The 19,145-nt window shown below is 70.8% G+C and carries 10 protein-coding genes; 2 read left to right on the plus strand and 8 right to left on the minus strand.

The window, feature by feature from the left end:
• Positions 1 to 10 precede the first annotated feature (10 nt).
• The 5 genes from O7629_RS14910 to O7629_RS14930 all read right to left on the minus strand — a co-directional run bounded on the left by O7629_RS14910 (position 11) and on the right by O7629_RS14930 (position 7,536).
• Entirely contained in the window at positions 11 to 337 is a 327-nt protein-coding gene (locus O7629_RS14910; protein WP_278169865.1) for a cupin domain-containing protein, read from the minus strand.
• 237 nt (positions 338 to 574) lie between these two features.
• A complete protein-coding gene (locus O7629_RS14915; RefSeq protein ID WP_278169866.1) occupies positions 575 to 724 on the minus strand; it encodes a hypothetical protein in 150 nt (49 codons plus the stop codon).
• A 143-nt stretch (positions 725 to 867) separates the two neighbouring features.
• Positions 868 to 3,276: a family 43 glycosylhydrolase gene (locus O7629_RS14920; protein ID WP_278169867.1), complete on the minus strand. Its 2,409-nt coding sequence runs from the start codon at positions 3,274 to 3,276 to the stop codon at positions 868 to 870.
• Between the two features lie 44 nt (positions 3,277 to 3,320).
• Positions 3,321 to 6,239 carry a family 43 glycosylhydrolase gene (locus tag O7629_RS14925; RefSeq protein ID WP_278169868.1) on the minus strand — a complete coding sequence of 973 codons (2,919 nt, stop codon included), beginning with the start codon at positions 6,237 to 6,239 and terminating at the stop codon, positions 3,321 to 3,323.
• Between the two features lie 367 nt (positions 6,240 to 6,606).
• Positions 6,607 to 7,536 (minus strand): carbohydrate kinase, encoded by a 930-nt coding sequence (locus tag O7629_RS14930; RefSeq protein WP_278169869.1) that lies wholly within the window; start codon positions 7,534 to 7,536, stop codon positions 6,607 to 6,609.
• A gap of 422 nt (positions 7,537 to 7,958) precedes the next feature.
• On the opposite strand from O7629_RS14930, the gene O7629_RS14935 reads away from it, so the two are divergent.
• Positions 7,959 to 9,008, plus strand: coding sequence for a lytic polysaccharide monooxygenase (locus O7629_RS14935; RefSeq protein WP_278174535.1), 1,050 nt, complete (start codon positions 7,959 to 7,961; stop codon positions 9,006 to 9,008).
• Positions 9,009 to 9,146: 138 nt separating this feature from the next.
• Here O7629_RS14935 and asnB read toward each other — a convergent pair whose 3' ends face one another.
• Positions 9,147 to 11,150, minus strand: a complete 2,004-nt coding sequence (gene asnB / locus O7629_RS14940) for an asparagine synthase (glutamine-hydrolyzing) (protein WP_123602388.1) — start codon at positions 11,148 to 11,150, stop codon at positions 9,147 to 9,149.
• Positions 11,151 to 11,278: 128 nt separating this feature from the next.
• Between asnB and O7629_RS14945 the strand changes: the two genes are divergently transcribed.
• Complete coding sequence (locus O7629_RS14945; RefSeq protein ID WP_278174536.1) at positions 11,279 to 12,766, plus strand: aminopeptidase P family protein; 1,488 nt, start codon at positions 11,279 to 11,281, stop codon at positions 12,764 to 12,766.
• 53 nt (positions 12,767 to 12,819) lie between these two features.
• Here O7629_RS14945 and pulA read toward each other — a convergent pair whose 3' ends face one another.
• Positions 12,820 to 18,267, minus strand: coding sequence for a pullulanase-type alpha-1,6-glucosidase (gene pulA / locus O7629_RS14950; RefSeq protein ID WP_278169870.1), 5,448 nt, complete (start codon positions 18,265 to 18,267; stop codon positions 12,820 to 12,822).
• 72 nt (positions 18,268 to 18,339) lie between these two features.
• Entirely contained in the window at positions 18,340 to 19,002 is a 663-nt protein-coding gene (locus O7629_RS14955; protein ID WP_278169871.1) for a cellulose binding domain-containing protein, read from the minus strand.
• Positions 19,003 to 19,145: the final 143 nt, after the last annotated feature.

Below are 19,145 nucleotides of genomic sequence, written 5' to 3' on the forward strand. Positions count from 1 at the left end.
GACACCGCCGTCAGCGGGCGACGGTCAACAGCACCGCCGAGTCCTCGTCGGCGTACAGCGCGTGCCGGGCGTCCGGGATGACCAGCAGGTCGCCCGTCTCGCCCGGCCAGGATCGGTCTCCGGCGACGAGCCGGATCCGGCCGCGCAGCACCAGCAGGGTCGCCTCACCCGGGCTGGCGTGTTCGGCGAGCGCGTGTCCGCCGGTCAGCGCGAGCAGCGTGTGTCGCAGGGCCGTGTCAGGCCCACCGTGTACGGTCTTGGCGCTGCGCCCGTTGTCGGCGGCCTGGGCCACGGTGAGTTGCTCGTCGGCCAGCGCACGCAGCGAGGACACCGACATGAGACACCTCCGGGACGGTCGGATGAGGCGGTCGATGCGGATACCTGTCCCGCCTCTCACTCAGCGTCGCCGCTTCGCGACCCGGTCACCAGGGACGTTGGTCCCGACCCGACCGGGTCACGCCGCTCACCCCGAGAGCCATTCACTTCGAGGCGAGTGCCGGCAGGACCGTACCGATCGGTTCACGCACCACCGCGTCGGCGATCGCGTCGTACGGTGTCGGCGCGGCGTTGATGATCACGACGCGGGCGCCGGACTCGGCGGCGACCTCGACGTCCAGGCGGCGTGGTCGCGGCGTCCCTGCCAGGCCCTGCGGCGGATGGCCGGATCGGCGACGTACGCGTCGAGGGTGAACAGTTTGGCTGCCTCGGGGTCGCGGGCGCACACACCAAGCGCCCCACGACCACCGCCGACTGGGTAAGACCGATGGGCGGTACTCCGCAGGGGGAGATGCCAATCAGACATGTCACGGGCGACGGTAAAGGGCGGCCCGGAAGACTGGGCCGCCCCGTACCGCAGAGAAACAGACGTCAGGTCAAACCGCAGGAATGTGCCTCGTACGGCACGTCAAGGGTCACCGACACCAGGGCACCGTCGACCTTCGCCGAGGCGGTCACCGTCGCCACACCAGCCGGTACGGTCGCCGTCCCGGTCGGGAACGTCCGCGCCTTGCTCGTCCCCGGCTGGACGCCGTACTCCTTGGTCCCGTAGTCCGTCGCCACCGACCCGGTGATCCGGGCCGAGGCGTCGTTGGTGACGTCGACGACCAGCTGGGCGTTACGCCCGAAGCACCGGACGCTGCCGGTCGCCGAGACCGCCAGGTCCCGCGCGAACGCCCAGGTGTCCAGCTCGAACAGGTCCTCCCCGGCCGGGCCGGCGTAGGTGAAGTACACGTCGTGCACCCCGGTGACGCCGTCGAGGGACGCGGTCAGCTCGGTCCACTCGCCCAGCGGCGCGTCGACCGGGATCGTCGCCACCACCGGCGCGGTCACGTCGCCGAGCCGCACCTCGATCGTCCCGCCGGCCACCAGCGGACGGACCTTCGCCGTCAGGCTCGCCGCCCCGGCACCGAAGTCCACCGACGACAGCGCCGTCCAGTCGCCGTTGTCGACGTCGCGCACCACCAGGTTGGGTGCCGCGTCGCCGAACTGCGGGGATCCGCCGTCGACCTTCGCGGTCGCGACCCCCTTGCTCCAGCCGAACGTCTCGGCCTCGAAGACGCGGTACGGGTCGAAGTCGCGGACCTGCTCCACGCCGGCGTAGGTGCCGACGACCTGCTGGATGGTGCCGTCGGAGTTGAAGGTGAGTTCCTGGATGTGCGGGCTACGGTAGCCCTGGGTGGTGTTGCCGTTGATCCGCTTGTTCAGCGTCGGGGCGTGGTGGGTGAAGTAGTACTTGCCCTCGTACTCGAACACGGACTGGTGGTTGTTGCCGCCGGTGCCGGCCCCGAAGAACTGCGACTGATTCGGGAACAGCACACCCGCATACGTCTCCTTCGGCCACGACATCGGGTCGTCGGAGATCAGGTAGCCGATCTGGCCGCCGCCGGGGTAACCGGGCAGCGGCGTCTGGTTGCCGCCGAAGTCCGGCCCGCCGAAGTGCGACGAGTACGACAGGTAGTACTTGCCGTCACGCTTGAACACCTGGGCCGCTTCGAAGGCCACCGGCGCGTCCACCACCGCGGCCGTACCCTCGGTCGACACCATGTCCGCGCCGAGTTCGATCGCCCGCAGGTTCTTGGGGTTGTTGAACCGCTCTTCCGGCGGCATGCTGGTCGACGCGGGACCGCCACCGAAGTAGAGGTACTCCTCGCCGTCGTCGTCGACGAACGGCGCCGGGTCGAACTTCCAGGCGACGTCCTCGGCGCCGGGCGTACGGCCGTCGATCAGCGTGCTCGTCCGCTCGCTGACCCACGGCCCGAGCGGCGACGCGCCGGTGATCACGTTGCTCGATCCCCCGCCGTTGGCGTAGTAGAGGAAGAACTTTTCCTCGCCGTCGACCACCTTGCGGGCCATGCCGGGTGCCCACGAGTTGTTGGTGAACGGCGCGACACCGTTCGGACCGGCGACCTGGATCTCGCCGTGGTCGGTCCAGTTGACCATGTCGGTCGTCGAGATCACCGTGATCTGGTTGATGTCGCCGTAGTTGATGCCGGGCGAGACGCCGGTGTTCGGGTCGGGGGCGTACCCCTGAGTGTCGTTGGTCATGTACAGGTAGACCCGGCCGTCGTGGACGAAGCCGTACCCGTCGGCGCCGAACTTGTGCCCGATCAACGGGTTGTGCTCGCCGGGCAGCTTGCCGACGACCTCGATGGTCTTCGACGGTGCCGGCGGCGGCGCAGCGCCGACCACCGACACGTCGTCCAGGGTGAAGTCCATCAGGTGCAGGTCCGGGTCCGCCGACGGGTTCGACGTCCACGGCGTCTCGAAGAACAGCCGTGCCGTCGCGACGTTCTGGCTGGCCGGGATGGTGAACTGCCCGGAGAACTGCGCCCACTGGCCCTTGGTCGCGGTCACGCTGACCAGGTTGGTGTACGTCGCCCCGCCGTAGTGCATCGTGGCGAAGAACTGCTTGGTCGCCGGCGAGGCCGCGTTGTCGTACTTGATCCGGGCGGTCAGGGCGTAGGTCTGCCCGGCCTGTACCTTGCCGGACAGGTTCTGCATCGGACCGGATCCGGTGGTCGTCCGATCGGTGACGAGGACCGCGCTCGCCCCCGAGTAGGCGTCGTCGGTCGGCGTCAGCGTCGCGCTGTCGGTGGCGTTGCCGTTGTTGGCGAACCAGCCGTCGAGTCCAGCTTCGAACCCGCCGTTGACGATGAGGTCGGCGTCGGCGGCGTACACCGGCGACGTCGGGGCGACGAGCCCGGCGGCCACCAGGGCGCCGACCGCCGCGAGCGCGCCGACCCGTCGTCGGGCCGCCGTTGTCACGTGTCGTCTCACGAGCATCCTCTCTGAGTGGTTCCGGTTGGTGGGTGGACGTTCGGTCACTGGCAGACGTGGGCGTCGTACGGGACCGTCACCGTCGTGCTGACCGGGGTGCCGTCGACACGTGCCGTGGCGGTCACCGTCACCTCGCCGGCCGGCATCGACGCCGCGCCGGTCGGGAAGGTGCGCACCTTGCCGGCGTCCGGCTGTATTCCGTACTCCTTGGTCCCGTACGGCGAGGTCACGGTGCCGGTCACCCGCGACGACGCCGCACCGGTCAGGTGCACGACCAGCTGGACCTTCTTGGCCAGGCAGCGGCTCGACGTGTCGACCGACACCAGCGCCGGCGTGTCGAGCTTGAGCACGCCGAGCCGGGCCAACTGGTAGCTGAGCGCCCGTTCCGGGGCGTCGATCTGGTTCTGGGTGCCGAACTGGCCGGCTCGCGCGGCCACCGCGTCGTCGAGGGCGGCCCGCATCGCGGCCCAGGCGTCCGCCGGGTAGTCGGCTTCGCGCAGCGTCGCCGCGTGCGCGATGGCGGCGTCGAGGTCGGCGGTACGCAGCGGCTGGGCCTGCGCGGTCAGGGTGTCGCTGAGCAGGTAGTGGTCGAAGTCGACGTACCCGCCGGTGGTCTCAGTGGCGTAGGTGAACAGGCCGACCCGGTGACCCATGAAGTGGGCCAGGGAACCGTCGAGGGTCTGCGGGCCGACCCGGTCCCCGAGTGGGGTCCAGCTGAGCCCGTCGAGGCTGTAGTGGAAGGTGGTCCAGAGCTGCCCGGTCGGCGAGGCGAAGTCGAGGTCGGCTTTGAGGTGCACCTCGGTGGCGTCGCCGAGGGCCACGGTCGTACCCGGCAGGAAGGTCTCCAGCGTGGTCTGGTCGAGGTCGCCGGCGAACGGTTGTCCCCGGTTGACCACGCCGAGGGTGTTGACCCCGTCGACGCGCTTGACCGCCGCGTACGAGAAGCCCCGGTTGTAGGCGGCGAGACCGGCGACGTCGCCGTCGCGCATCGCCGAGATGTCCATCTTGGTCTCGGCCGACTGTCGCGGGCCGAACGTGCGCTGCGACAGGGTGTTGCGGGCCTCCTCGAACCAGGCGAGCTCGGCCCGGTTGGACAACTTCGTGTAGACGTACCCGCCGGTGACGACCTTGCCGTTGGTCAGGCGCAGCCAGCCGTCGCGGTCGGTGAGCGACCAGTAGCGGTTGTCCGGGGCGTGGTTCCACTCCCAGGCCATGTCGAGCCGGGAGCCGTTGGGGGCGATCTCGGCCTCGGTCGGGTGTTCGATGGTCGACGGCTGCCCGACGATCGACACGTCGTCGAGCAGGTACTCGACGCTCGACGACGGTGGCTGCGGGTTGGCCCAGGGCGTCTCGACGGCGAACTTGAAGTTGCCCAGGTTGGCCGAGGCCGGCACGGTGTAGCGGCCGGTGACGGTGGTCCACTGGCCGGCCGGCACGTCACCGGCGGCCATCACCTGCACACCGCCGCCCCAGTCGGCGACCAGGTGGAACCGCACGCTGGCCGGACCCGACAGGTATTTGACTTTCGCGGACACGGTGTAGGTGACCCCGTGCTGCATCTTGCCGTTGACGAACTGGTGCGGGCCGGAGCCGTTGAGGGTCCGGTTGCTCACCCGCAGCGCCGCCGACCCGCTGGCCGGGTCGGTGGAGTCCAGGCTGAGCGTGGCGCCGTACTGCGCGCCCCACGGGGTGAGCGCGCCGGATTCGAAGCCGGCGTTGTCGAGCAGTTCGATGCCGATCAGCGAGTCGTCGATGGCGGGCGGCGTCGGGATCGTCCACTGTTCGTCCTGGTACGCCTTGTGCGGGGCGTCGTTGGCGAAGTCGTCGGAGACGACGATGCTTTTCTGCCGTTGGAACAGCTCATCGGCCGCGCTGAGCCGGATCGGCTTGTCGAACACGCCACCGACCGGCACGACGCCGTCGGTGCCGAAGACCGGCCAGCCGTCCGACCAGGTGGCCGGGATCAGCGCCGGGATGCGGCCGATCGGGAACGTGTCGCGGAAGAACATGCCGTGCCAGTCGGTGCCGCCGTCAGCGGCGGCGATCGGCACCAGGCTGCCCTGGGCGAAGCCGTTGGAGTTGAGCACTCCACGGGCAACGTAGGTGTTGACGCCGCCGGCCGAGGTGTAGCGGCCGAGCAGTTCGGTCGAGCGGAACATGACGACCTGCCGGCCCTGCCCGGACGGCCAGGTGATGATCACGGCGTAGTAGTAGCCGTCGATGTAGTAGAACTGGGCGCCTTCGAACAGTCCGCCGATGAACGGCTGGCCGGCGTAGTCGGCGGCGGTGAAGATGTTCGGGTAGTCCTGTTCGATCGTGGTCAGGTCGGCGTTGAGCCGTACCGCGCTGGTGCCGCCGGACCCGTAGAAGATGTACGGGGTGCCGTCGACGTCGAAGAACAGCGACGGGTCGTGCAGGCCCCGGCCGAGCGGGGTCCGCTGCCAGGCACCGTTTTCGACGTCATCGGTACGGTAGATGTACGCGCCGCCGAGGTTGTTGGTGTTGAACGCGACGTAGAACATGCCGTCGTGGTAGCGCAGCGACGACGCCCACTGGCCCTGGCCGTACGAGTTCCCTCCGTTGCGCAGCGAGAACGAGTCGCCGATGCTCGCCCGGTCGAACACGTAGTTGACGATCTCCCAGTTGACCAGGTCGTAGGACTTCATGATCGGCGCACCAGGGCTGAGGTGCATCGTGGTGCTGATCATGTAGTAGGTGTCCCGGCCTTCGTCGTTCTCGGCGGCCGGGACCCGCTCGACGCTGATGTCCGGCACGTCGGAGCGCAGCAGCGGTACGGAGTATGTGCCGTCGCCGTTGTCGGTCGACGTGTACGACGAGCGCGGGGACCAGGTCTCGGCGGCGTGCGCCGTCCCGCCGACCGGTGACAGTACGCCACAGAGGAGAACGCCGGCCGAGATGTACGCGAGGCGGCGTCGAAGGCTGGCCCAGTGAGCGCTAACCATCGCAGGGATCCGGGCGATCGCCGCAACGCACCGTCTGACAATTCTGGCGAGGCGGACCGGTACGAGCTCGGTCCGGACAGGATTGGGCCTGCGTGTCGATGAGCTACGGGGAACGTGGCGGCCGATGGACGCTTGCATGGAGCTCCAGACGCGAACGTGACGGGAGCCTCATCCTGTTAGCGCTCACATCCACCGGTCAAGGTTTCCAGCGATACTCGTCTGAAATGTCCGCGAAACCTGGGTCCCACGTGGATTCCCACCTGGATGGAGCCGACCGTCACCGAGGTCGCCGACCGGGTGCACGTGCTGCGCCAACCCGGTCTCGACGCCAACGTCAGCGACGACCAGGTCAGCCGGGCGCAAAAGGTCAGCCGAAACGTTCGGCGACGGCCGCCCGGGTGGGCATCGACACCGCGCCGCCCGGTGACTCGCACACCAGCCCCGCCACCTGTAGGGCGAACCCGACCCGGGCGGCCCAGCCGGCGGCGTCGGCCGGCAGCCCGGTGCCGAGCAGTTCGGCGATCAGTGCGGCCATCACCGAGTCGCCGGCGCCGGTGGCGTCGACCGCAGCCACCGTCGGGGCGGCCACGGTCAGCACCTCGCGGCCGGCGCTGACCAGGGCGCCGTCCGCACCCCGGGTGACCACCACCGCACCGGCGCCGAGATCGTGCAGCAGCGCGGCGGCGGTCACCGGGTCGGCGCCGTCGTAGAGCGCCTCGGCGTCGGCGGCGCTGAGCTTGACCAGGTCGGCGGTTGCCGCGAAGCCGGCGACGACCTGCCGGTACGCGGCCAGCGAAGCGGCGTCGGGCAGCAGCCGGGGCCGGACGTTGGGGTCGAAGACCCGCAGCCCGCCGGTGTCCGCCCAGGCCTGCCGGGCAGCGGTCAGGGTCGGCTCGCACAGCAGCGCGATGGAGCCGCAGTAAAGCACAGCGGCGCCGCCGACGAGTTTCCCGTCGAGGCTGGCCGGTTCGAGCAGTCCATACGAGGGCGGGTCGCCGTAGAAGCGGAAGTCCGGCTCGGCGCCGGTGAAGGTGGCCACCGCCAGGGTGGTGGGCGCGGGCACGGTGGCCAGGGCCCGGTCGCCGACCCCGGCGGTACGCAGGAAGTCGCGGATCCGGTCGGCGAGCGGATCGTCGCCGAGGGTCCCGGCGAACTCGACCGCGCCGCCGAGCCGGGCGACGCCGACCGCGACGTTCAGCGGTGCCCCGCCGATCACCTGGCGGTAGACCGGTTGGCCGGCACATTCGCCGTCGAGCAGGTCGATCAGTGCCTCGCCGAGCACCACCGCGTACCGCATGGATCTCCTCCCACCTGCAGTTTCGCCGCTCCGAAGTCTGCCAGGTCGGCGCCCGGGCACCGGTCGCCACCCCGCACCTCGCGCCGCACATCGAGCAGCGACTATTGCACTTCCGATCGATGTATGGTGGGATATCGATTACCAGGACAGCGTGGGGGCAACTCGCTGTCTTTCGGACTCGCCGGGAGCTGCGCGAGCGCGCTAGACGTCCATCGGACGGCACGTCGGTCAACCGCGTCCGCGGCACGGCCGGCCCTCGCCGTTCCTCCTCATGTTTCCTGACGTTCCGTTATGTCGGAACCCATCGCCCTGTCCGCCGGCCCGGGTCTGTCCCGCGCCGTGGACTGGTTCACGAAGGAGTCTCGGTGAAAGCTCTACGCAGAGTGGCGGTAGTTGCCGCCGCTTCCGCGCTCACCGCCGGCCTGCTCACGGTGGTGACCCCCAACGCGGCTTCCGCGCACGGTGCCGCCATGACGCCGGGCAGCCGCACCTACCTCTGCTGGGTCGACGGTCTGACGCAGACCGGCCAGATCATCCCGCAGAACCCGGCCTGCTCGGCCGCCGTCGCCCAGAGCGGCGCCAACTCGCTGTACAACTGGTTCAGCGTGCTGCGCTCCGACGCGGGTGGCCGCACCACCGGTTTCATCCCCGACGGACAGCTGTGCAGCGGTGGTAACTCCGGCTTCTCCGGCTACAACCTGGCCCGCAACGACTGGCCACTGACCCACCTGACCGCCGGTGCCCGGATGGAGTTCAAGTACAGCAACTGGGCCCACCACCCTGGCACGTTCTACTTCTACGTGACCAAGGACAGCTGGAGCCCGAACCGCGCGCTGGCCTGGAGCGACCTGGAGGCGACGCCGTTCCTGACGGTGACCAACCCGCCGCAGCGCGGCGCGGTCGGCACCAACGACGGCCACTACTACTTCAGCGGCAACCTGCCCAGCAACAAGAGCGGCCGGCACATCATCTACTCGCGGTGGGTCCGCTCGGACAGCCAGGAGAACTTCTTCGGTTGCTCGGACGTCACGTTCGACGGTGGCAACGGTGAGGTCACCGGGATCGGGGGCAACCCGAACCCGACCCCGCCGCCGACCACCGCTCCGCCGCCCACCACGGCCCCGCCGACCACCGCGCCCCCGACCACCGCGCCGCCGACCAGCAACCCGCCCACCGGCGGCTGCTCGGCGACCTACCGGACCACCAGCTCCTGGTCCGGTGGATTCCAGGGTGAGGTGACGGTCACCAACAACAGTTCCGCGAGCATCGGCGGATGGACCACGACCCTGAACTTCGGCAGCGGGGTCACCATCAACAGCCTGTGGAGCGGCACCCACACGGTGAGCGGATCGAGTGTCACCGTCCGCAACGCGGCCTGGAACGGGTCACTGTCGCCGAGCGGGTCGACCACGTTCGGCTTCGTCGCCAACGGCAGCCCCGGCACACCGTCGACGGCCTGCTCCGCGAGCTGATCCACCGCCGCACACGACAGATTCCCACCTGACCGGGCCCGGCAGCGCGAAACGCTGCCGGGCCCGCTCGGCGCGTGGCCTCGCAGACCCAGTCGACGCGTGACCTCGGTAGTCCCGGCGGTGCGTGACCGCGATGGGTCAGGCCACCATCGACCCGACCACCGGCTTGGTGAGCAGCGCCGACTGGTTGCGCCGGATGCCGGGGTCGAGCGAACGCTCCACGAAGATCGCGTGCCAGATGCAGAACACCAGCACCGTCCACACCTTGCGGGAGTGGTCGGCCTCCTCACGCTTGTGCTCGTCGAGCAGCCGCATCGCGTACGACAGGTCGAGCAGGTCACCGGCGCCCGAGGTGGCGAAGATGTGCCGGGCCCACTCGTACATCTCGCCGCGCAACCACACCCGGGTCGGGGTCGGGAAGCCGAGCTTGCGGCGGTTCACGATGGCCGGCGGTACCACGCCCTGCAAGGCCTGACGCATCGCGTACTTGGTGGCGTCGGAGCGGGGCGGCAGCCGTAGCTCCACCGGGATCTTCGCGGCTACGTCGAAGACCTCCTTGTCCAGGAACGGCACCCGCACCTCCAGCGAATGCGCCATCGAGATCCGGTCCGCCTTGACCAGGATGTCGCCGCGCAGCCAGGTGTACAGGTCGACGTACTGCATCTTGGTGACGTCGTCGAGCTCGGCGCACTCGGCGTAAATCGGCGCGGTCACGTCGGTGTAGCGCACCGACGGGTCGTAGCGACGCAGCAGGTGCCGCTTCTCCTCCTCGGTGAACATCCGCGCGTTGCCGTAGTAGCGCTCCTCGATCGGGGTGGTGCCCCGCTCCAGGAAACTCTTGCCCTTGACCCCCTGTGGGATCACCTTCGAGACGGCTCGCAGCCCTTTCTGCATCGGATCCGGCAGTCCGTGCACCGCGCCCAGCGACAGCGGCTCGCGGTAGATGGTGTAGCCGCCGAAGAACTCGTCCGCGCCTTCGCCGGAGAGCACCACAGTCACGTGTTCGGCGGCCTTCTGCGCCACGAAGTACAGCGGCACCAGCGCCGGGTCGGCCACCGGGTCGTCCAGGTGCCAGACGATGCGCGGCAGCGCCTCCATCATGTCCTGCGGCCCGATCTTCGTCGGGATGGTGGTCACGTTCAGGTGCCGGGCCGAGTCCTGGGCGACCTCGATCTCCGAGTAGCCCGACACGTCGTACCCGACGGTGAAGGTCAGGATGTTCGGGTTGAACTCGCGGGCCAGCGCCACCACCGCGGTCGAGTCGATGCCGCTGGACAGGAACGCTCCGACCGGCACGTCGGCCCGCATGTGCATGCGTACGCTCTCCCGCAGCGTCTCGCGGATCTCGTCGTACAGCCGCTGCGGGTCCGGCGTCGGCGTCGGCCGGAAGATCGGCTGGTACCAGCGGCGGACCTGCACCCCGCCGGCCGGGTCCGGCGCCGGCCCACCGGTCGTCGGGTCCAGCGCCGGCGGCGACCAGGTCAGGCACTCCCCGGAGCCGATCCGGCTGATTCCGGAGTGCAGGGTGCGCGGCTCGGGCACGTACTGCAGGGTCAGATAGTGCGACAGATTCGCGGTGTCCACCCCGGCGTCCCCGGCACCCGCGGCGGCGGAGAACGGCAGTAGCGCCTTCTTCTCCGAGGCCAGGTAGATGCCGTCCGGGGTCTGCAGGTAGTGCAGCGGCTTGATGCCGAAGTAGTCCCGGGCGCCGAAGGCGCGACGCCGCTGCCGGTCCCAGATCACGAAGGCGAACATGCCGCGCAGCTTGTGCAGCACCTTCTCGCCCCAGTAGTGGTACCCGGCGACGATCACCTCACCGTCGCCGGCGGTGGCGAACTGCGCGCCGAACTCCCGGACCAGCTGGTCCCGCAGCTCGATGTAGTTGTAGATCTCGCCGTTGAAGGTGAGCAGGTAGCGGCCGTCGGCGTAGGCGAGCGGCTCCTGGCTGGACGCCACGTCGATGATGGCCAGCCGCTTGTGCGCGAACACCGCGTCCGCCCACCGGCCGGTCGGGTCGCCGATCACCTCCACGCCGGTCTCGTCCGGGCCACGGTGGTGCAGGCATTCCAACGCGTGGGCGATCGCGTCGCGGTGTGCGCCGGCGTCGCCGCGGGCGCTGAAAAAGGCCAGGAGTCCGCACATGGCAGACATCTTTTCACGTGCCGGTCACGCGGTACCGTCGAGTACGCCCAACCGTGGGGAGGACGCAAATGACACAAGATCAGACCGAGGGCACGGCACCGGACCGGGCCGGAGCCACCGGCACCGAGATGACCGCCGAAGGCACCGAGACGACCGCCGAGGTCGTCGCCGAGCAGCCGCGCACCGAGTCGCACGACCCGGACTTCCCGGAGAAGCTCCTGGAGTTCATGCGCACCGGCTGGCGCGACGACACGTTGCCGCTCGCCCCGCGCGCCGAGGCGCCGAACCACGCCCGCCGTCGCGCCGCCCTCGCCGACGCCTTCCCCGGCGAGACCCTGGTGGTGCCCACCGGCACCGAGAAGACCCGGGCCAACGACACCGATTACCCGTTCCGGCCGGGCAGCGACTTCGTCTACCTGACCGGTGACCACGATCCGGACAGCGTGCTGGTGCTGTACCCGACCGGGGACGGACACGACGCGGTGCTCTACACCCGGCAGCGGTCGTCGCGGGACAACGACGAGTTCTTCCGCAGCCGCGACGGCGAGCTGTGGGTGGGCCGGCGGCGCACCCTGGCGGAGAAGTCGACCGAGCTGGGTCTGCGTACAGCGCCGCTCAGTGAGCTGCCGCAGGCGCTGGCCGGGTGCGCGCCGGCCCGGACCCGGGTGCTGCGCGGCTTCGACCCGCGGGTGGACGCGGCGGTGCTGCCGTACGACAGCGGCGACGACGCCGGGGCCCGCGACCGCGAGCTGGCCACGGCGATCGCCGAGGCGAAGCTGGTCAAGGACGAGTGGGAGGTCGCCCAGCTGCAGGCGGCGATCGACGCGACGGTCCGCGGCTTCGAGGACGTGGCCCGGGTGCTGCCGGCCGACCGGCCGGTCGCCGAGCGGCTGCTGGAAGGGGTCTTCGCGCTGCGGGCCCGGCACGACGGCAACGACGTCGGTTACGGTTCGATCGTCGGCGCGGGCGCGCACGCGACGATCCTGCACTGGGTACGCAACGACGGCGTCACCCGTCCGGGTGAACTGCTGCTGATGGACATGGGTGTGGAGGGGCACCATCTCTACACCGCCGACGTGACCCGGACCCTGCCGGTGTCCGGCCGGTTCACCGCCCTGCAGCGCCAGGTCTACGACATCGTGTACGCCGCGCAGCAGGCCGGCATGGACTACATCAAGCCGGGGGTGAAGTTCAGCGACGTGCACCAGACCTGCATGCGGGTGCTCGCCGAAGGCCTGGCCGAGCTGGGCGTGCTGCCGGTCAGCGTGGACGAGGCAATGGACAAGGAGTCGACCGTCTACCGCCGGTGGACGCTGCACGGCTTCGGCCACATGCTCGGCATCGACGTGCACGACTGCTCGTACGCCCGTAAGGAACGTTACCGTGACGGCGAGCTCGGCGAGGGGTACGTGCTGACCGTCGAGCCCGGCCTGTACTTTCAGCCGGAGGACGAGCTGGTGCCCGAGGAGCTGCGCGGCGTCGGCATCCGGATCGAGGACGACGTGCTGGTCACCGCCGCCGGTGCGGTGAACCTGTCGGCCGGGCTGCCTCGGCAGGCCGACGAGGTCGAGGCCTGGTTGGCGGCGCAGCGCGACGCCGGCCCCCGACTGCCCTGACCCCGACGGCCCGGCGCGGGTTCACCTGACCCCGGTGCCGATCCGGTGGGCCGTCAGGTCGGCTGGACGAAGACCGCCACGGTACGCGGCGGCACGGTGAACGTGCCGGTGGCGGTGTCGAAGCCAGCCTGCCGGCTCACCGGGTCGGCCGAGTCGCGCAGCACCGGGTGCAGCTCGACGGTGGCCCGGCGCAGCTCGGGCAGCCGCTGCCGGGCGGTCTGCGGAGTCGCGTTGAAGATCACCGTCACCGACCGCCACCGCCGGTCCAGGCCGGCGGAGCGCAGCCGCATGGTGATCACGCCGGGAGTCTCGGCCGGCCCGGCCAGCGGAAAGCTGACCCGCTGCTGCACCTCGCGGGCGGTGGACAGGGCGAACACCGGTGACGAGGCACGGATCCGCAGCAGTTCGGCGTACCGGGCGGCGGTCGCCTCGATCGTGGCGCAGTCCGGCACCAGGGCCGGGTCGGCGAGCAGCGGCCCGGCGTACGGCCACTTGTCGGCGTTGTCGGCGGCCGGCGGCAGCCCGGCACCGAATCCGTTGCCGGCTTCGCAGTCCCAGCGGATCTGGTTGAACCAGTCCCCCGAGTTGTACGAGTTGCGGTCCAACGACTTGGAGCGCAGCCGTTCACTGCCGGCGGTGACGAACCCGGTGCCCTGGGCGAAGATCACCGTCGACAGGGCGAGCAGCTGGGCGCGGGACCGGTCGGCGGCCGACGTGCCGGCCGGCAGCTTGTACGCCAGCGCGTCGTAGAGGATCTCGTTGTCGTGGGCGTCGACGTAGCTGACCGCCTCCCCGGGTGCGGCCGTGTAGCCGGCCGGTGAGCCGTTGTAGTCGATGTCGGCGCCGGTCACCCGGTCGCCGCTGGCGGCGGTGAACGTGTAGCCGGCCAGGTTGCCGGTCAGCCCGACCTTGATCAGGTCCTGCTGGTGGCGCAGCCGGGTCTGCTGCTCGGCGCGGCTGCCGTTGACCGGGTCACCGTTCGGATCGGTGAACAGGCCGGTGGCGAAGCCCTGCACCCGGGGGTTGACGTCGAACGGGCCACCGCCGCGCACCGCGTCACGCAGCCGGTCGGTGAACGTGCCGACGCCGGTGCCGGCCATGTTGGCCTGGGTGGCCTGGACGAACCGGGCGTCGCCGGCGACCTCGCCGAAGTCCCAGCCCTCGCCGTAGAGCAGGATCGACCGGCCGTCCACCCCGTCCCGGGCCACGGTCAGCCGGTCCAGCGCCTGACGTACCGCCAGGATGTTGGCCTTCGGGTGGTGGCCCATCAGGTCGAACCGGAAACCGTCCACCTTGTACGCCTTGGCCCAGGTGACCACCGAGTCGACGACCAGCCGGCCCATCATGGCGTGTTCCGGGGCGGTGTTGGCGCAGCAGGTGGAGGTGGCGACGGTGCCGTCGTCGAGCAGCCGGTGGTAGTAGCCGGGCACGATCTGGTCCAGCACCGAGTGCCGGTCCACGCCGGCCGCCGACGTGTGGTTGTAGACCACGTCGAGCACCACCCGCAGCCCGGCGGCGTTGAGCCCGGCGACCATCTGGCGGAACTCGCCGGTCCGGGCGGCACCGTCCGGGTCGGTGGCGTAGCCGCCCTCCGGCACCGTGTAGTGCAGCGGGTCGTAGCCCCAGTTGTAGCCGTCACGGTCGGCCACAGCGGCGACGCACTCCTGCTGGCGGGGTGAGTCGGCCGGCAGCGCGGCCAGGTCGCAGTCCGGCTCGGCCTGCGCGGCACGGCGTTCCGGGATGGTGGCGAAGTCGAAGGTCGGCAACAGGTGCAGGTGGGTGACGCCGGCGTCGGCCAGCGAGGTCAGATGCCGCATCCCGGTGCTGTCCGGCTCGGTGAACGCCAGGTAGGTGCCGCGCCGCTCGGCGGGGACGCTGTGGTCCGCGATGGAGAAGTCGCGGACCGACACCTCCTGGATCTGGGTCCGCCCGGCCGGCACCGCCGCCGGTTTACGCAGCCGCGTCCAGCCGTCCGGGCTCAGCGCCGGGTCGTCGAGGTCGACGATCAGGCTGTGCGTGGAGTCGGCGGCCAGCGCCACCGCGTACGGGTCGGTGACCGAGGCGGTCACCATCCGCCCGGCGGCCGGCTGCCAGGCGTCGACCCGGTAGCGGTAGTAGCGGCCGGACCAGGACGGTTCACCGCGTACCGACCAGACGCCGGTGCGGTCGTCGCGGCGCATCGCCACGGTCTGCGGCTCGGCGGTCGGCGTGTCGAACAACTCCAGCGCCACGGTGCGGGCGGTCGGCGCCCAGACCGACAGGGTGGGCCGCCGGCCGGTGAAGGTGACCCCGAGCGGGGCTTTCGTCGCGGCGGCGTACAGGTCGTCGAGCACGCCCGGCGTCTGCACGCCGGTGACGGCCAGCAGGTTGCCCTCGTGGTCGCGTTCGGTGACCGCGACCTGGCCGCGCAGCGCGGCGGCGACCGTCGCCCGGTCCCGGACTTCGACGGTGAACGCGTGGTGCGCCCACAGGTGCGGGAACGCGGCCCGCTGGTCCTCGGTGAGCCCGTTGCGCCGCGCGGTCAGCGGGATCGACCGGTGGTCGCCGACGAGGTCGTCGCCGTCGACCCGCAGCCCGCCGTCGGGCGCCCAGACCAGGTCGTAGCGTCTGCCGTCGGTCGGTCCGGTGGCCCAGGCCACGGTGGACCGGTCGATCCAGTGGGCCCGCCGCGCGGTCAGGTCGAGGTCGCGGCCGGCGCCGCCGGGCGCCGGTGGCAGCAGCCGCTGCGGATCACCGGCGAGCAGCCACACCTCGCGGCCGGCGGCGGCGAAGTCGAGCCGCTGGTCGGTCGGCAGATCCTTGTCGTCACCCCGGTGGACGATGTAGCTCAGCCCGGTGGCGCCGTCGGCCAGCGGCACCCGGAAGGTGACGCCGTAGTCGTCGCGGTCGGCGGGCGGCAGCGGGTCGGCCCAGTCGGTGGGGGTGGCGGCGCCGTCCCAGACGTGCAGCCCCCAGCCGGTGTAGTCGCCGTCGGCGCGACGGTAGTGCAGCACCGCCACGCCGTCGTCGACCGGTGGATCGTCCTCGCCGGTGGCGTCGCGGCGGGTCGGGTAGAGCGCCGGGTCGCCCTGCTTGACCCACACCTCGCCGGTGGCGCTCACGTCGACGGTCCGGTCGACGTCGATGTCCTTCGTGCCGTCGGCGTCGACGACGAGGAATCCTACCGACTTCGCGCCGGGGGCGAGCTTCACCCAGGCGAACCGGCCGTAGCTGTCCTCACCGACGAACGGCTGGCCGACCGGCCAGGGGGTCTGCCAGTCGGGGTCGATGTCGCCCCAGGTGTACAGGCCCCAGTCGGCGTAGTCGCCGTCGGGTCGCTGGTAGTGCACGACCAGCCAGTCGCGGGCGTCACCGGACGGCGGGGTGCCGACCACGGCGGTGGTCCTGGTGGTGGCGGTCCGGTGTCTGCTGTCGCGCACCACCGCCTTGTACTCGATCCGGGTGCCGCCGGCCAACCCGGCGAGGTCGTGGTGCACCTGGTACGGCGCGTGCCGGGCCCGGCCGAGCACGGTCCACGTGCCGTCGCCGACCCGGGCGGCGACGGTGACCTCGGCCAGCGGGTCACCGGTCACCTCGGCGGTGACGGCGGCCCGGGTGGCGACGGCGGCACCGTCGGCCGGGGCGGTGATCGAGATCGACGGTACGCCGGTCGGCGTCGGGATCGGGGTGCCGGCCCGGTGCACCAGCGAGGACAGCGCCGGCACGGTGACCGTGATCCGCCCGGCGGCGTCGGCGTGGACCGGCCGGTGCCCGCCGTACACGTTGGTGAATGTGGCACCGGGTGACCAGGTGTCGACGGTGACCTGCTGGGCGGTGGTGGCGTTGTTGACCGCGACGACGTACTCGACGCGCTCGGCCGGGTCGACGCGGGAGAAGGCGAAAACCCCGGGGCCGTCGGCGGCGTACCGGGTGACCTGGATGCCGTCGCGCAACGCCGGGTGGCCGGCGCGCAGCGCGCCGAGCTCGGCGATGCCGCGGTAGAGCGGGTGCTCGCGGTCGAACTGGTCGTCGGCGTGGGTGCGGTCGGTGCCGAGCAGGTCGTCGTCGAGGTAGTCGGCGACCCGGGAGCCGAACATGGTCTGCCGCGCGTCCTTGTCACCGCCGGCGCCGGTGAAGCCCTGTTCGTCGCCGGAGTAGATCACCGGCTGGCCCCGGGTGAGGAACATCAGTTCGTGGGCGAGCAGGTCGCGACGCAGGTGGCTGGCCGGGTCGGTGCCACCGTCGACGACGAAGGTGCCGATCCGGCCCATGTCGTGGTTGCCGAGGAAGGTCGGCAGCCGGCCGGCGTCGGTGTCCCGGGCGGTGTAGAGCGGGTCGGCGGCGTACAGCTCGGCCAGGACGGTCGCGGGCCCGCCGTCCGCGACGTACGACCGGGCGGCCTCCTGGAAGCCGAAGTCGAGGGTGGCCGGTAGTCCACCCCGGCGGACGTAGGTCGAGGTGACCTCGGGGTCGGCGGAGTAGACCTCGCCGAACGTGAAGAAGTCGGGGCGCCCGGCGCGCCGGGCGGCGTCGTCGATGCCCCGGCTGAACTGCGGCCAGAAGTCGAGGTTGACGTGTTTGACGGTGTCCAGCCGGTAGCCGTCCACTCCGGTGTCGCGAATCCAGTCGGCGAAGATCTTCGTCATGCCGCGGACCACCTCCGGACGTTCGGTCCACAGGTCGTCGAGGCCGAAGAAGTCACCGTACTCGCTGTTCTCGCCGACGAAGGTGCTGTCGCCCCGGTTGTGGTACATGGTCGGGTCGTTCAGCCAGGCCGGGACCTTGACCCGCGCGTCGGCCGGGTCGACAACCGGGGTGTACGGGAAGGAGTCGGTGTCGACGTCCGGGAACGCGCGGCTGCCGTCGGCGTGGTTGCGGTCCTCGAACGGGCGGCCGGCGGCGTCGCGGTACGGCTCGGTGGCCTTGTCGACGTAGCTGTAGCTGTCCTCGGCGTAGGAGATGACGTCGGCGGTGTGGTTGACGATGACGTCCAGATAGATCTTGATGCCGCGTCGGTGGGCGAGGTCGACGAGCCGTTTGAGGTCAGCGGTGCTGCCGAAGTGCGGATCGACCTGGGTGAAGTCGGTGATCCAGTATCCATGGTAGCCGGCCGACACGTCGTCGCCGCTGCCCTGCACCGGTCGGTTGACGAAGACCGGGGCGAGCCAGATGGCGGTGGTGCCCAGGCCCTGGATGTAGTCCAGGTTGTCGATCACACCCTGTAGGTCGCCGCCCTGGTAGAAGCCCTTGTCGGTGGGGTCGTGACCGGTGACGAGCCGGTCGCCGGTCAGCCCGCCCCAGTCGTTGCCCGGCTCGCCGTTGGCGAACCGGTCCGGCAGCAGGAAGTAGAACTGTTCGGTGCGGCTGACGGTCCCGGTGGGTACGGTCCCCGTGGGTACGGTCCCGGTGGGCGCGGCACCGGCGACCGGCGCCGGGACGCCGGCCAAGGTGGCGGCGAGGACGGCGGCGAGAGCGTACGGCGCCAGGCGGGACGCACGGGTGCGGACGGGTGCGGCTTCCATCGACAGCCTTCCGTTGACGATGAGCGCACGCTAACCTTTGCTGCAAGATTCTGCAATATCTTGCAGTCGTGGTCAGTCCAGATCGCAGGGCGCGCCGTTGGCCAGGCAGCGCTGCGGGGTGGTGCCGCGACCGTGGCGTTCGAAGTGGAACCGCAACGGCACGGACGAACGGGCCCCGACCGGCACCGAACCGGTGAAGACATACTCCCGGCCGGACCGGCGCACAGTCGCCTGCGGCGCGCCTTCCACCCAGGCCGCGTACAGCCGGCCGACGTTGTCCGGGAACCGCACGGTGACGGTCCAGTCACGATCGCGCCGTGAGGTGTTCACCACCAGCACCTCGGCGATAAACCCGTCGCCGAACTGCTGGAGCACCCGGTAGCGGCCGACCACGTCGGGATCGGCCGGCGGCGCCGGGGTGCGGGGCGGGGCAGGCTTCGTGGCGCGCGGCGGCTCGACCGGCCGGCGGGTCGGACCGGCCGGCGACGGCGGCATGGCAGCCGAAGTGGATGGTGCCGGCGAGGAGGGTGCGGGTCGCAGGACCGCCTCACCGGACGGCGGCGGGGCGGCGGCGACAAGCTGGCCGCCGGTGTTCACCGCCGGCGGGCTCGCGGCGACCCGCGGTTCAGGCTCGGGCTCGGGCTCGGACTCGGGGACCACGGTCGGCGGTGGCTCACCGATCGCCCGGGTCTGCATGGGTACGCAACCGGCAGCCACCAGAAAGATGACCACCATGACAGCAAGTCCACTAAGGACGACTACCCACGGTGCCAGGACGATCACGGTGGAGGGGGTCCAGGCGGTGCGCGCGGCGTGTCTGCCGTCCACGTTGGCCCCCTTTTTCGCACCGGCGTCCCGCGGAAGAGTAGCGATTCCGA

Origin of the sequence: Solwaraspora sp. WMMD792, from assembly GCF_029626105.1 — a bacterium.
Taxonomy (GTDB): Bacteria; Actinomycetota; Actinomycetes; order Mycobacteriales; family Micromonosporaceae; genus Micromonospora_E.

Coding starts and splice junctions, on each gene's coding strand:
- O7629_RS14910 (WP_278169865.1), bottom strand. CDS start 337: ATGTCGGTGTCCTCGCTGCGTGCGCTGGCCGACGAGCAACTCACCGTG.
- O7629_RS14925 (WP_278169868.1), bottom strand. CDS start 6,239: ATGGTTAGCGCTCACTGGGCCAGCCTTCGACGCCGCCTCGCGTACATC.
- O7629_RS14930 (WP_278169869.1), bottom strand. CDS start 7,536: ATGCGGTACGCGGTGGTGCTCGGCGAGGCACTGATCGACCTGCTCGAC.
- asnB (WP_123602388.1), bottom strand. CDS start 11,150: ATGTGCGGACTCCTGGCCTTTTTCAGCGCCCGCGGCGACGCCGGCGCA.
- O7629_RS14945 (WP_278174536.1), top strand. CDS start 11,279: ATGACCGCCGAAGGCACCGAGACGACCGCCGAGGTCGTCGCCGAGCAG.
- pulA (WP_278169870.1), bottom strand. CDS start 18,267: ATGGAAGCCGCACCCGTCCGCACCCGTGCGTCCCGCCTGGCGCCGTAC.
- O7629_RS14955 (WP_278169871.1), bottom strand. CDS start 19,002: ATGGTGGTCATCTTTCTGGTGGCTGCCGGTTGCGTACCCATGCAGACC.